Source organism: Bradyrhizobium sp. sBnM-33, assembly GCF_032917945.1.
Lineage (GTDB): Bacteria > Pseudomonadota > Alphaproteobacteria > Rhizobiales > Xanthobacteraceae > Bradyrhizobium.
Map to the genome: position 1 here is coordinate 2,682,888 of NZ_CP136624.1, position 13,296 is coordinate 2,696,183.

Consider the following 13,296-nt stretch of genomic DNA (forward strand, 5'->3'; position numbering starts at 1 on the left):
AATCAAAGCGCCGTCCGTATAGTGGATGGGTTGGGTCGGTTACGGTAATCTGCTCCAACTGATCAGATGGCTCCCGAATGGGGGCATCATGCTGTGTGGTCGTACGATCCGCGCGCCTATCACGACCGCCTGCTGTTGGGCCTGTCCGGCATCATGAGCGAGGCGGAGCTGCATCAGCTTCGGATGCGCCTTCACCAAGGGGAACGCCAGAAGGCGGCGCGGGGCGAACTGCGGCTGCCGCTGCCGGCCGGTCTCGCCTACGATCGAGCGGGCACAATTGTTCTCAATCCGGATGAGGAGGTGCGGGCCCGTCTTCATCTCGTGTTTGCCAAATTCCGGGAACTGCAAAGCGCGCGTCGTGTGATGCGTTACTTGGACAGGAATGGATCGTCCTTGCCGGTTCGGCCGCTGCTTGGACCTTCTCCACACGAGATCGTCTGGCGTGCGCCAGATAGCACACGCGTCCTTAATATTCTTCAGAATCCGGCCTATGCTGGGGCGTATGTTTATGGCCGCCGGCAAAAGGATCCGAGCCGATGCCGGCCGGGATCGCTGACGGGAACGGTCAAGGTAGCGATCGCGGATTGGGCGGTTTGCCTCCACGCCGCTCACCCAGGCTATATCAGCTGGGAGGAGTTCATGGCCAACCAGGGGCGACTGGCAGATAACGTCTGCCGCTATGAGGCAGGACACTCTGGCGTACCGCGCAAGGGGGCAGCCCTGTTACAAGGAATTGCGGTCTGCGGTCGTTGAGGACGGCGCATGAGCATGCGCTACACGGGCCCGAATGCCGACTATCCGGTCTATTGCTGCCGCTCGGATCGGGACCAGCAAGGCAGTGCAATGTGCCAGGAAGTCCGGGCCTTGGCGGTTGACGCGCTGGTCGAGCGGATGGTCCTCGATGCCCTGGTGCCGGATCAGATTGAGATCGCACTCGCAGCCGCGGGCCAACTGGAGCAGGAGAGCCGTCAGCTCGAGCGCCAGTGGGCGCTTCGCGTGGAGCGCGCCCGCTACGAGGCCGAGCGCGCTCGGCGCCAGTATGACGCCGTAGAGCCCGAGAACCGTCTTGTGGCGCGCTCACTTGAGCGGGCTTGGGAAGAGAGGCTGCGTGTCGCAGAGGCGGTCGAGCAGGAGCATGCGCGTTGGCGCGGGCAAGAGCCGCTTCTGATTGGCCCGGCGGAATGCGCAGGCTACAAGCGCTCGGCGAGAACCTACCGCGGATTTGGAACGCGGCCACCACGTCGGCAGCCGATCGCAAGCGCATTCTGCGATTTGTGATCCGCGAAGTCGTTCTTGATCAGAAGCGGACCCGAGGTCAGGTGTGGCTCAAGATCGTCTGGCAGACCGGTGCAACCAGCGAGCATCACGTGCAACGGCGCGTTCAGACCTACCGCGATTACATCGACATTGATCGGTTGCGGCAACGGATCGTCGAGTTGAATGCTGAACACAAAATGGATGCCGAGATCGCGGCAATACTCAATCAGGAAGGCTTTGTCGCGGCCCGAGGCTGCGCCTTCAAAGGCGAGAATGTCTGGCTGTTGCGTACCCGCTGGGGCATTCCCACCGTCAAAATCAACGGCGTGGACAAGAATCCGATGCGCTGGCCCGATGGAAGCTTCTCAATTCAGGGCGCTGCAGCCGAGCTCGGCGTCACCCCGCAAACGGTGTTCGATTATCTCGCGCGGGGATTGCTGGCAGGTCGTCAGTTAGCCAAAGGCCAGCCATGGCAGATCGAGCTCTCAGACGACCAAATCCGTCAGCTTCGCAATCGGGTACGACGCACCAAGCGTTCGAAGAAGGAGGCATCATGAAGTCATCGGCTCGCCAATAACCTCGTGCCAAGTTGCCACAGGGAGTTGGCTGGTGATGAGGATGGAGCCGCGGCCATGACGGTCCTCGACGATCTCCATGAGATCGCGCCGCTGACTGGCTGAGAGGCGGTCGGGTCCCCAATCGTCCAATACAAGCAAATCGACCTTGACCAGCATCCGGAACAGTCGCGGGAAACGGCCGTCGCCATGAGCGAGATCGAGATCAGCGAACAGACGCGGCACGCGCGTGTAGTGGACCGTGTAGCCGTCGGGGCAAGCCTTTTGCGCGAGCGCGCAGGCTAACCACGACTTGCCGATTCCGCACGGGCCGGTGACCAGCAGGCCGCGGTGCTCGGCGATCCAGCGGCAGGTGGCCAACTGTTGGAACAGCGCCTTGTCGAGCCGGCGTGGCGTGCGGTAGTCGACGTCCTCGACCGCGGCTTGGCTGTGCCGCAGCCGGGCGGCGCGCAGTCGGGCCTGGAAGCGACGGGTGCTGCGATAGGCGACCTCGCGGTCGAGCAGCAGAGCCAGCCATTCGGCGTGCGCGAGATTGCGAGCCTCCTCTTGCACCTCGAGCTCGGTGAAGGCTTGCGCCATGCCGTCGAGCTTGAGCGCTCTGAGCTGGTCTAGAGTGGGATGTGAGAGCATCAGTCGTCATCTCCTCAATGGAAGTAGGTCGGGCCACGGATGTTGTCGTGCGCTATCGCTGGCCCGTCCGTGGGCGTTGCGGGCTGCTGGCGATCGAGATTGTTCTTGAGGATCGAGTTGACCGAACTGTAGGAGCGCGCGCCGATCTCGAGCGCGCGGCCGCACGCAGCCTCGAGCCTCTCGCGGCCATATGTCTTGGCAAGCCGCAGGATGCCGACACAGGCGCGGAAGCCTTGCTCGGGATGCGTGCGCTCCCGCAGGATAGTCGCGATCAGTGCCGACGTGCGGCGGCCGATCTCGGCGGCGCTTCGCCGGAGGCGCTCTGGCGTCCAGTCGGCATAGCGCCGGTGGCTCGACGGCATGTGCTCGCGCACCGTCGTATGCTTGCGGTCGGAGGAAGAGCGCACATGGGCGGCAACGCATTTGCCGCAGTGGAAGACTTCAATCGTGCGCGCCGTGATGCGCGCCCAAACCTTCTCGCGCAGCAATTGGTGCGGCACCGAGTAGTAGTGCTTCTCGATCTCGACGTGGTAGTCGAGCGCGACCCTGCATTCCTTCCATTCGGCAAAGACGTAGGGGTCGGCCGGCAGCGGCTTGAGCGCCGCGCGCTCGATCTCGTCGAACAACGCGCGGCGGCTCGCGCCGAGATGGCGCGACACGCGGTTGTTGAGCTGCGCGACCAGCTCGGCGATGGCCACGTTCAATGCGGAGAGCGAGAAGAACTGCCGGTTGCGCAGCTTCGCGATGATGAATCGAGTCGCGACTTGCACCGCAACTTCTACCTTAGCTTTATCTTTTGGGCGCCGCGGCCGGGCTGGAACAATGGCGGTGTTGTAGTGAGCTGCCATCTCGGCGTAGGTGCGATTGACCGTCGGCTCATAGAAGCAAGCCCTGGTGACGCCCGAGCGCAGATTGTCGGACACCATCATCGCCGGAACTCCGCCGATGAACGCAAAGGCGCGCGTGTGCGAGCCGATCCAGTCGGACAGGCCCTGCGTCCACGTGGCCTCCGCGTATGTGTAGCTCGTCGCGCCGAGCGAGGCGACGAACAGCTGGGCTGTCAACATCTCGCCGGTCGAACCATCCATCACTTCAAGCGTCGTGCCGGCGTAATCAACGAACATGCGCTCGCCAGCGACGTGGCTCTGTCGCATAGTTGGCGACAGCCGCGCCGCCCAGGCGCCATAGAGCTCACAGTAGCGCGAGTACCCGTAACCCTCCGGGTAGGCCGCGCGATGCTCCTCCCACAATAGCTGCAGCGTCACCCCCGGCCGGCGAAGCTCGCGGTGGGCCGCCGCCCAGTCTGGCTGTGGTCGACGATTCTTTGCGCCGACTGTTGGAGGTCGGTAGAGCCGGGTCTCCAGCGCCTCGTCCGTCAGGCCTTCCGGTACCGGCCAGGTGAGGCCAGCGCGCCGTGCCCGCCGGATGCACTCCCCGGCGGCCGTCGCGCTCACCCCCAGGCTGGCGGCGATCTTGCGTTTGGACATGCCGGCGGCCGACAGCCGCAGCACGTCGCGGATTTTGCGCATGGGTAATCTCGGTCCTGGCATTTGCCCCCGCTCCTCGTGGAAAGGAGCGAAGGCCATGCTGATTCGCAGATCACCCAACGGCGCCCGTCACACCCGTCCACAGGCTGGTCGCGATCGCCCGGAATGGGTGGTCGCGATCAATCGGAACGCCTGGTCGCAATCAATCGGTAGAGCCGGTCGCGATCGCTCGGTGCGCGCACTGACGAGGCCAGAACGCCGTCAAGTTCGAGCGCCCCGGGGCGATGGGACGGAAGAGATACACAGAGTGCAGCATGTGGCGCTTGTTCAGTTTGTTGGATTTTGATGGGACCCGACCAATTCCCAATCCCAGCTCAGATGGCCAGGGAACTCGTCCTGATATTCCCTGAGCATTCGGTGGTTGTGCCGCTTGGCCTCGGAGTGGCAGATCTGCTGTTCATCGGCGCATTTGACGACCAAGGCCTGTGGCTCGATCTTTGCCCCGCGGTTCACCTTGGCGCGCAGAGCGGAGGTTGAAAGCCGCAGTTTCGTGAGGCCGTTCGCCGCAGCGTAGTTGAGGGGCTCGTAGTAACAAAGGACGAAGTATCTGTAGTCATTGAGATCGAGACTGTAGTTTGCCCCGAAGTAGCGCAAGTGAAGTGTCGCTCCAAAGCGATAGAAGATCGCCAGCGCGGTTATATCTTCATCACGCTTGGAAACTGCTGCGGCACCGAAATACGATACACCTGACTTTCTCTGCCCCGCGAGGATCCCTTGCACCCACTCGCGATCCTGCATGCCACCGTACCGTGACCTGTTCTGGGTGATGAGATCAGCGGCTACCGAGTCATCGAGTTCGTCGGGCGCGCCCCATTCGACCCGACTTCCCATTCGCCGGAACGCCGCGATTTCAGACTTGGTCTGATTACGATCATGCGCGCGCCAGCTTGCCATCATCCCGGCAAGCCCTGTATCAGGCACCTCCAGCGAGGCTTGGGCAGAATGCAGAACGACGGCCCCGCCTATGGCATCTGCAAATTCCACCGCAGCCTGGTAGGGCATGTACGGCATCACAAAGCCGGCATATCCCCGCTGCTGCGCATACTCTAGCGCGCAGCGTCCCAACTCTGCTAGAGCCTGATGCCTTCGCCTGCCCTGAATGCAGGGAATCTCGTTGTGTGTGTTGCGCCGACCGCCGAGCCAAAGAAAGCCCTCTTGCCAGGGGCCCCGAACGCCCGCCATGCAAGCTGGTAGGAAGAACATCCCAGGCGATTGGTCTCCTTCCCAAAGCGTACATGCGGCGACGAGCCCGGCCGACCCGTGGACGGAAAGCACGTCCGTTGCACCGAGTGAATGTTCGAGGCCTCGCAGCCACCGGTAGCTGTTGTAGAAATTGTCGTCACTGACGAGGGCATCCCATTCATGCTCGTCCATGTCGGACAGCTTTTGCGAAACGCCTGAGCAAAACGCGTGGGACGCGTCGCTCCTGAAAGGGAAAAATTTCATGGCTAGTCCGATTTACTGTGGGTCACGAGCGCGCACACCCTCGATGATGATCGAGTGTGGCTTTTGAAGATATGCATGCAGCTCTTTAGGAGCCTGACCCAAAGCGGCGCATTCTGGGGCATCCAGTTCCCGCCACTTCAACGATCGGAGGCCGGCTTGCCCTAACGCCCGCTCCAAAGAAGCAGCGGACCAATACGATGCGAAGACGCTGCCCTGCTTTCCGTTTTTGCAGAGTCGTATCCTTACACCTCCACCATCGACATATGGTTTCTGAAGATCATCGGCGCTGAGCCTGAGGCCATAGCGTTCGTAATAGCTCCGACGTGGATCGTAAGATGGGTGAATCGGCAGTGTCAGCAAGCGCGCGCCAGGACGTAACAGACCGACCATGTCGGCGCACATATCTTGCAGCTCAGGTCCGCGGCTAGCGTATTGCAGCACATGCACGGCAAGAACCAGGTCGAATTGACCTATCAAATCGGGGCTGAGACGAGTGACGAAGGAGATGCCCGGAGACTCCTTCTCCGCCCGACGCCGCGCGTAGTTGAGCATGCCTTTCGTCGGATCGTATCCTACAACCCGGCCCGCGCCGCGTTGCTTTAGCCAGCGGGAATACATCCCCGTGCCGCACCCGAAGTCGAGGACCGAGAGACCCTCAACGTCACCAATAGCCTGTAATACGCTTGGAATTTCGATCTCTTTTCGAAAGGGCCAGTGAGCGGTGTCTTCATATAGAGTGGCAAGTTCATTGAATTGGCCCGCATTGTTTTTGGACATGAGGACACCTCTCTTTTCCTTACCTATGCGGTATATTGGCGCGAACCTTGCGCATGAGCGTGGTCTTGGGATTCGGGAGTTCACAAGGAAGTGGGCGCTTGCAGGGCGTGAACGCCAAAAGCGCAATCCAGGAGCGCTCGTTGCAACGCGCGAGAAAGGTCCGCACGATGATCAACATGTAGCGCTCGCATTTCAGCTCCTCCTGTACGTGCCAAGAGTATTGAGCAAATCAACTCGACGAGGGTGGCCATCCTAGGTCGACTGCAGCGCAACCTTGTCGAGCTCCGTCAGCGCAAACCCATCTTGATGTTGCGGCGTCTCTGCCGCCCTCCGACAAGAACCAAAGCCGCTCCTGGGCAAACGCCACGCGGGCACCCAGCGACGGACGGGCGAAGCCTGAATTGGCGGACCATCACTCAAGCGTGCGGCGTCTATGGCATCGATTCGAATCAATCGAGCAAGTTTCATCTGAACTCCGGGCTCGGTGCCTCCGAGACTGCGATGGACGTAATCGATCCTGCCCGTCCTCAGCAATCGGCGTGCCGCAAAAGACATTGTGCGAGCCTTGCTTGAAAAAGGGCATAACCACGTGCTTCGCGCCGCGCTGGAGGAATAGTTGCATTCTACTGTCCGGTTCCGCTCATCATCGTCTCCAACCGGACGCGGCTGAATACGACAAGGCCAGCCTCAACTGACTAAGGTCCGCTCACGCGCTGAATTCAGATCGTTCCTTGAGGATAAATGTGCCCTATGGCGACCTACCTAAGCGCACAGTATCGGAGCATCAGCTGGTGTGATGCGGCTTGCGGCACGCGATCCAATGATGCTGTCGTTGGCCGACGACGCTGCCGTGCTCCAGCGGCCGTCTCGAGGCCATGTGCCAATAGATGCCGATCCGGTACGAACGCGTCTGCTGATCACTGCAGCTCATGGCGAGACATGTCGTTCCTACGCAAAAACGGGGAAAGCGGAGTTGCAACGAGTCAATAGGATCGCGGGTCGTGACGCCTACGAATTCGCCAGGCCAACTTCCTGTTGGACACAACTACAGATAGCAGCGAGAGTATTAGTCCAACTTTGACTGCTGTGGCTCAGGCTCCGGTGCGCAGACTATGTCCGATCCGCGCAACAGCTGCGGCTTCCTTCCATGTCATCACAACAATCGGGGTGCCGGTCGCGAGAATTGGTGCGAGCCTTGCTTGACGTGAGCATAAGCACCTGCGTCCGGACGACGGGGCGCTGGAATGAGAGTGCCACTTTGTCAGGTTTCCGACTTGGCGTCTCCAACCGGACACGGACCGAACGACAACATGGAGAGAGAAATGAAGGTGACCCCACCGACCTACCTCGCACGGCTGTTGGCGCTGGCAGGAGGCTGAAATGGAAATCCCGGCCTTACTCCGGGGTGATCGCAGGCAAGCGCGGCTTTTTGGACGGGAAGGGCCGGTGTGCAAGCAAGCCCCCGCGTGTCGTACCACCGCCGCATTGGACAAATGCCGATCACTCGCTCAGATCGCGCCTGACAGCAATGCCCGACGAGAGCACCTGAAGCTGGCTCAGATATACAAGTCTATCGGGTGGGCCGCTCAGCGCTTGCAGGGGCTGCGCTACACGCAGGAGCGGCGGGCTTGTAACAGCTGGCTGACGCTCTCTCCTACATTAGCGTCCCGTCGAGGCTCCTGGGCGGAAACGGAAGTGACCGCAAGAGCTGTCGGCGTCGCCGGCCACCTGATCCGCGGCAAGAACGTCGCGACCAATATCGGGCTGGCGACCATCACGCTGCGCAAGATCACCACGACCGGCGGCGTGCGGCTGCTCGATCGCAGGCTGATCCTGGCGGCACAGTGGTCCTCGTTCGGTGCGAACAACGACGTACCCGCCGGCTATCTGCCCGCGACCGGGTATGAACTGGTCAAGCTCTACATGACCTGGCATGCGACAAAGGACATTATGTTCACGGCGTCGATCGACAATCTGTTGAACCAGTACTATCGGCCCTATGCCGTCCCCGGCAATTCCACCGATGGCACCAACCAAAGCGATGTGCTGTGGTCGAGCCCAGGACCGGGCAGAGTCTACAAGGCCGGATTGAAAATTCACTTTGGCGGAGCTTAGTTCGACGAGCTGACAAACCAAACAAGTTGCATCGGGCCGCGCTGATGCTCCAGCGCGGCTTCGATGCATCCATGTTTCTAACCAACTCAAACGGTACGCCAGGCGCACCCCAGCAACCCAGCAAGGAGATTTCAAATGTTTATCGCGATGAATCGGTTCCAGGTGAAGATTGGCTCTGAGGCGGCCTTCGAGACGGTGTGGCGCACGCGCGAGTCCTATCTCAGCAACATGGCCGGTTTTGTCGAGTTTCACCTGCTGAAGGGGACCGTTGCCGAGGATCACACGCTCTACTCGTCGCACACGGTCTGGATCGACAAGGCGGCATTCGAAGCCTGGACCAAATCGGAAGAATTTCGCCGCGCCCACGCCCGCGCCGACAACAAGACCGGCGAAAGCCTCTACCTCGGCCAGCCCAAGTTCGAAGGTTTCGAAGTGATCCTGAGCGAGCGCAAATCCAGCGCCGCTGCGTGACGGGGAGGGCTGTCATGTTGAGCACGGAGCTTGCCGAACTCAAGGCGTATATGGCTGACAATCCAGGAGCAGTGATCGAGGACGTGGCGCGGGAGCGGAAAGTGAGCCCGCGCGCAGTCCTGGAGGCTATGCCTGAATCGATGGTGCGCCTCGGCCCCGGCAGTGAATTCGCCGCTGCGATGAATGACGTCGCGCAATGGGGCGAGGTGACGCTGATCGTCCACACCGACGATGCGATCTTCGAATTCACCGGCGCCATCCCTGCAGGCGAGATCGGCCGCGGCTACTTCAACCTGATGCAGCCGAAGGGGCTTCACGGCCATGTCCGGCACGAGCGCTGCGCGGCGATTGCCTTCGTCGAGCGGCCCTTCATGGGCAAGTCGTCGGCCTTCATCGCATTCATCAATGTGGACGGCGGCATCATGTTCAAGGTGTTCGTCGGCCGTGACGAAACGCGCGCGCTGCGAAGCAGACCAGTTGCAGCGCTTTCATGCGCTTGCGGAAAGGATCGCGCCCGCCCGCGCGGTGTAACCGATCCGCATTGTCAGCCCGGGAGACGATCATGCAGCGAACGATGCTGAACGTTATGATCCGTTGGTGTGGCGCGGCCGGCGTGGCTGCGTTGCCGAGTGCGGCGCTCGCCACCACCGATGTCGCGCTGCTGCCGCGCAACCTGTCGCCCTGGAACATGTTCGTGAATGCGGACATCGTGGTGCAGGCGGTCATGGTGGGCTTAGGCTTCGCCTCGCTGGTGACGTGGACGATCTGGCTGGCGAAAACCATCGAGATCCGCCGCAAGACCGCGACCGCCAAACGGCGCCTCAGCCTCTTGGAAATGGATGCCGTGCTGGCCAGGGCCGAGCAGGAGAGCCGCGGTGGCAAGGACGCCGTGGCGGCGCCAATGGACATGATGCCGGGACCCGAGATGCAGCAGGCGGATGCGTCGCCGCCCGAGCCCGCGGCCGCAGAGGCCGTGCGGGAGCAGATCGCGCCGACTACGAACATCGTGGAATTGGCTTTGATCTCGCGCAAGCGAACCGACCGCGGTAGGAACTACGGCTCACAATCGAGAAACCAATGAGCACGCCTGCGAGACGACGGAATCATTTGGCGCAAGAAAATCCACACATCCGTGAACAAATAAGTTGAGCAAAGCACTATCGCACCAAGGTCTACCCGAAGCCGGAGGATACTAGATGGATCGACAAGATCGAGAGCCTTCAAGACGAAGTGATGGCTCTTTGCAGGAAATGAACTCGTCTCCCGATCCGGGGGAATTGGTATCGGTTGGCGGTCCTAGGTCTAGGCCAAGAAATTCTCTCTCTCTCTCTCTCTCTCTCTCTCTCTCTCTCTATGCCCGGGTTCGAATGACGTTATCCCAAGCTTCTCCCTCTAAACTGCATCAACCTTCAGAGATACCAGTTGGCGAGCAACTGGCTCGGCGAGCCCGGGCTCTGCTTGTCCCCCATCCGTTCGCTGCGGAGATGTCCAAAGATCAGGTTGCCAGTCTACTACCTGAATACTTAGCGATGTCACAAGCGTTCCCGCACCTGCAGGCGGGATCACAAAAGGATCTCATATTCGACGCAATACGTCGCAATCGAGACCTCCCGAGGGACGTTGAGCTGACCAGTGTGGTCGCAAATTTTATCTGCTGGGATGAAACGGGAGGTCACAGTCGGGTTCTCCAAGGCGGCAACGCTGCGCTACCCAGTATTCTGGACACAGAAAACTTCCACTCAAAGCTCTTTAGAACAGATGCGTCGCGCCTACTTGGCCGAGCAATACAGCCTAACTACAGTACGACAACGAGCCGGTACCTGCGTGCGCTATATCATGGCTTGTCGTCGAGAGACCCCATAGTGCGCTGCGCCTACATGGTTGCCTTTGAGCTACATGCTGCGGAAATGATCCAGGCGCTTTGGACCACTTTAGTCAGAACCTTTGATGCTCGCACTGATGATCTTGAGTATTTCCAGGTCCATGTCGGCGGCGAGGATCCTGCGGAGAAATATCACGGAGAGATGACAAGCAGGCTCATTAGCGAACTGGTCCCTGCCGACTGCAATAGCCGTTTCTTGGATGAATTCGACCGCGCGTATGGTCTCAGCTTAGAGTGGTGCCGCAATCTAGTCGGAATTGATTCGCTTGACGGAGATGGTCGGCCGGAGGTTGAACACAGTGGCCGCTGCCACTGTGGGGCTGTCAAGTTCTACGTACGAGCGCCAGCAGAGATTTCTGCAGTGAAGTGCAATTGCTCAATCTGCCAAATGTCCGGATTTTTGCACATGCTCGTTGCTGACGACAAGCTTAGGATTGAATGCGGCGAAGAACGCCTCACTACGTATCAGTTCAATAAGAACATCGCTCGGCATACGTTTTGTCGGGTTTGCGGCGTAAAGCCATTTTATCGGCCGCGATCGAATCCGTCAGGATTCAGCGTAAATGTTCGATGCCTAGATAAAACGACGATCGAAAGCATAAGAATAGATGATTTCGACGGCGAGAATTGGGATCTGGCGATCCGCTCGTTGCAGGCGGATTAGAAGAGTCGAATTTGAGTGAATCCGAAAGGCGCGAACAATGAGTGATAAACTTGGTCTGCTTTCAGAAGATGCCCTCGCGAAGTACCGCTCAGAGCTGGCAGATGAAGGTACGGTCCTGATTGCCCCCGAGACGTTGTTCACCAAAGATGAGTTGACGAGGATCGATCAGTTGCAGTCCGATATTCCCGAAGAAGAGGTTCGGAAGGGAGATGCCGGCGATTCTCACAATGTTTTTGTAAGACGAGTGCGCCTGGATCACGCCGGCCGTAATCCTAGCAACGTGAATGGTACAGCTTCAGCGCAGATCATCGAACTACTTGAAAGGACAGAGCGGATCTCCGCGCTCAGGAAGATCTTCGGAGCCTCATCAGAATACGTCATTCGCCGATGCCAAATGCATCGCATGCCGCCTGGGTCCTTCGTTGGCATCCATTTGGATGCTGAGAGCGACCCCGACTTCGAGTATTCTGTGATTGTTCAGCTAGCGACAGATTTTGAGGGCGGTGAGTTCGTCGTATATCCAACCAACCGTAAACTCCAAATGTTTCGGCCACCTTTAGGAACCGTACTGATCACCACATGTAGGTTCCGGCATGAGGTAAGGCAGGTGCACGCCGGGGAGCGTCGGTCACTCGTCTACTTTTGTTCAAAATACGGCGGTGCGAACCGCAGGATAATCGAAAGCCCTGCCGCTCGCGCATGAGGTCGGCTAGCTACTTTCCGGCGCAAAAACCGCGGCTCTGAAGGGCGGGGTCAACCACGCAGACAACGAGAAGCCCCGCCGGGGGGCGCGGCGGGGCGATGTGAGGCCAAGGTTGCGCTGGAAGTGGACTACCTTTGGAGTGACTGTTCGTCCATCACGCGACCGATGCTGATGAGGTTGTCGGCGACAACGCCGAGCCCGACCCAGCGCTTCATTCCGCTGCTGCCTTTGTAGCGACAGCGATCGAGCCCGTGCCGCCGTTTGGCCACGCTGATACGCCCCTCGCATCCGGTCCGCCATTTCTGGCCGTTGCGGAACCACCGCTTCTTCTGCTCGCGCTTGCGCGCGACGCTGTTGGTGGAGCGATTGGGGATGCAGACGCGTTTGACGCCGCTCGCCTTCGCCGCGGCTTCATTCCTGGCGGAATAGAACCCGGCGTCTGCTGCGACCAGGCGCGGCGTGCGACCGAGCTTGGCTTGGTGGATTTCGATGGCCGGAACCAACAGGTCCGAATCGCTCGGCCGCCGATCGTAGACTTCGTAGTCGATCACGATTTGGTTTTCGGCCTCCTGCAGCTTGACCATCTTGCCGAACTCGTTGGGCTTGCCGGCCTTACCCTTGCGAATGATCGTAAGCGTCGAGCTGAGGCCGTTCGGGGATAGCGATCGTTTACCCGACGGCGAGTGAAAGGCGTGGATATCGATGCCCGGGCGATTGACGTCGATTTGGCCGGTTGGTTTCTTAAACTCAACCGAGAGCCCTGCCGATGTCTATCGAATCCCAGTTGCGCGAGAAGTTGCGGAAGATCGAGGCTCTTTTCGCGGGTGCCGGAACGGCCGGCGAGCGGCTCGCGGCGGAAGCGGCGCTGGAACGTGTTCGGGAGCGTTTGACGGAACTTGGTCGGCAAGATCCGTCAATTGAGATGCAGTTCTCGATGCCGGATCAATGGTCGCGCCATCTGTTTCTTGCCTTGTGTCGGCGTTATGGCATGAAGCCGTATCGCTATTATCGGCAGCGGCGCAACACGGTCATGGTTCGCGCACCCAAACGGTTCCTCGATCAAGTTCTGTGGCCGGAGTTCTCCGAGCTTGACCAGGCCCTGCAAGCCTATCTTCATCAAGTGACGCTGCGCGTGATCCGTGATGAGGTCTTTGCCGACGCGAGCGAGGCGCAGGAGATTCCGGAGGCGTTACCACCGAACTGATGGATACGGTCAGGAAGGCTGACTT

Annotated in this window: 12 protein-coding genes and 3 pseudogenes; 10 read left to right on the plus strand and 5 right to left on the minus strand. The window is 60.0% G+C overall.

The window, feature by feature from the left end:
- Positions 1-135 precede the first annotated feature (135 nt).
- Genes RX328_RS12325 through RX328_RS12335 form a run of 3 tightly spaced genes read left to right on the plus strand, consistent with a single transcriptional unit; the run spans position 136 to position 1,814 of the window.
- A complete protein-coding gene (locus RX328_RS12325; protein ID WP_317258718.1) occupies positions 136-753 on the plus strand; it encodes a recombinase family protein in 618 nt (205 codons plus the stop codon).
- 9 nt (positions 754-762) lie between these two features.
- Complete coding sequence (locus tag RX328_RS12330) at positions 763-1,278, plus strand: hypothetical protein (RefSeq protein ID WP_213257605.1); 516 nt, start codon at positions 763-765, stop codon at positions 1,276-1,278.
- Entirely contained in the window at positions 1,275-1,814 is a 540-nt protein-coding gene (locus RX328_RS12335; protein ID WP_317258719.1) for a hypothetical protein, read from the plus strand. The genes RX328_RS12330 and RX328_RS12335 overlap by 4 nt, the downstream gene beginning before the upstream one ends.
- Here the strand turns inward: RX328_RS12335 and istB are convergent.
- The 4 genes from istB to RX328_RS12355 all read right to left on the minus strand — a co-directional run bounded on the left by istB (position 1,809) and on the right by RX328_RS12355 (position 6,232).
- Positions 1,809-2,462: an IS21-like element helper ATPase IstB gene (istB, locus tag RX328_RS12340; RefSeq protein WP_317258720.1), complete on the minus strand. Its 654-nt coding sequence runs from the start codon at positions 2,460-2,462 to the stop codon at positions 1,809-1,811. The two genes, RX328_RS12335 and istB, sit on opposite strands and share 6 nt — an antisense overlap.
- Before the next feature lie 14 nt (positions 2,463-2,476).
- The gene (gene istA / locus RX328_RS12345) at positions 2,477-3,991 is read right to left on the minus strand and encodes an IS21 family transposase (protein ID WP_317258721.1); all 1,515 of its coding nucleotides are present in this window, start codon (positions 3,989-3,991) and stop codon (positions 2,477-2,479) included.
- Positions 3,992-4,276: 285 nt separating this feature from the next.
- Positions 4,277-5,455, minus strand: a complete 1,179-nt coding sequence (locus tag RX328_RS12350; protein WP_213257272.1) for a peptidogalycan biosysnthesis protein — start codon at positions 5,453-5,455, stop codon at positions 4,277-4,279.
- Between the two features lie 12 nt (positions 5,456-5,467).
- Positions 5,468-6,232, minus strand: a complete 765-nt coding sequence (locus RX328_RS12355) for a class I SAM-dependent methyltransferase (RefSeq protein ID WP_213257274.1) — start codon at positions 6,230-6,232, stop codon at positions 5,468-5,470.
- Positions 6,233-7,942: 1,710 nt separating this feature from the next.
- On the opposite strand from RX328_RS12355, the pseudogene RX328_RS12360 reads away from it, so the two are divergent.
- From RX328_RS12360 to RX328_RS12385, 6 genes and pseudogenes are all read left to right on the plus strand, one after another.
- Positions 7,943-8,347 (plus strand): annotated as a pseudogene (locus RX328_RS12360) (TonB-dependent receptor); the annotation flags it as partial.
- 135 nt (positions 8,348-8,482) lie between these two features.
- Positions 8,483-8,818 carry an antibiotic biosynthesis monooxygenase family protein gene (locus tag RX328_RS12365; RefSeq protein WP_213257277.1) on the plus strand — a complete coding sequence of 112 codons (336 nt, stop codon included), beginning with the start codon at positions 8,483-8,485 and terminating at the stop codon, positions 8,816-8,818.
- Positions 8,819-8,832: 14 nt separating this feature from the next.
- Positions 8,833-9,349, plus strand: a pseudogene (hutX, locus tag RX328_RS12370) (heme utilization cystosolic carrier protein HutX).
- Positions 9,350-9,431: 82 nt separating this feature from the next.
- On the plus strand, positions 9,432-9,899 hold the full coding sequence (locus RX328_RS12375) for a hypothetical protein (RefSeq protein WP_312018170.1): 468 nt from the start codon (positions 9,432-9,434) through the stop codon (positions 9,897-9,899).
- 403 nt (positions 9,900-10,302) lie between these two features.
- Positions 10,303-11,364: a GFA family protein gene (locus RX328_RS12380; protein ID WP_317258722.1), complete on the plus strand. Its 1,062-nt coding sequence runs from the start codon at positions 10,303-10,305 to the stop codon at positions 11,362-11,364.
- 37 nt (positions 11,365-11,401) lie between these two features.
- Positions 11,402-12,067 carry a 2OG-Fe(II) oxygenase gene (locus RX328_RS12385; RefSeq protein ID WP_213257281.1) on the plus strand — a complete coding sequence of 222 codons (666 nt, stop codon included), beginning with the start codon at positions 11,402-11,404 and terminating at the stop codon, positions 12,065-12,067.
- 128 nt (positions 12,068-12,195) lie between these two features.
- Here RX328_RS12385 and RX328_RS12390 read toward each other — a convergent pair.
- Positions 12,196-12,696 (minus strand): annotated as a pseudogene (locus RX328_RS12390) (transposase); the annotation flags it as partial.
- 155 nt (positions 12,697-12,851) lie between these two features.
- On the opposite strand from RX328_RS12390, the gene RX328_RS12395 reads away from it, so the two are divergent.
- On the plus strand, positions 12,852-13,271 hold the full coding sequence (locus RX328_RS12395; RefSeq protein ID WP_249727388.1) for a hypothetical protein: 420 nt from the start codon (positions 12,852-12,854) through the stop codon (positions 13,269-13,271).
- The last annotated feature ends 25 nt before the right edge of the window (positions 13,272-13,296 follow it).

Excerpts from the sequence above, each read along its gene's own strand:
- RX328_RS12385 (WP_213257281.1), top strand. The coding sequence starts at position 11,402 with ATGAGTGATAAACTTGGTCTGCTTTCAGAAGATGCCCTCGCGAAGTAC.
- RX328_RS12350 (WP_213257272.1), bottom strand. The coding sequence starts at position 5,455 with ATGAAATTTTTCCCTTTCAGGAGCGACGCGTCCCACGCGTTTTGCTCA.
- RX328_RS12355 (WP_213257274.1), bottom strand. The coding sequence starts at position 6,232 with ATGTCCAAAAACAATGCGGGCCAATTCAATGAACTTGCCACTCTATAT.
- RX328_RS12380 (WP_317258722.1), top strand. The coding sequence starts at position 10,303 with ATGTCCAAAGATCAGGTTGCCAGTCTACTACCTGAATACTTAGCGATG.
- istA (WP_317258721.1), bottom strand. The coding sequence starts at position 3,991 with ATGCGCAAAATCCGCGACGTGCTGCGGCTGTCGGCCGCCGGCATGTCC.
- istB (WP_317258720.1), bottom strand. The coding sequence starts at position 2,462 with ATGCTCTCACATCCCACTCTAGACCAGCTCAGAGCGCTCAAGCTCGAC.
- RX328_RS12330 (WP_213257605.1), top strand. The coding sequence starts at position 763 with ATGAGCATGCGCTACACGGGCCCGAATGCCGACTATCCGGTCTATTGC.
- RX328_RS12365 (WP_213257277.1), top strand. The coding sequence starts at position 8,483 with ATGTTTATCGCGATGAATCGGTTCCAGGTGAAGATTGGCTCTGAGGCG.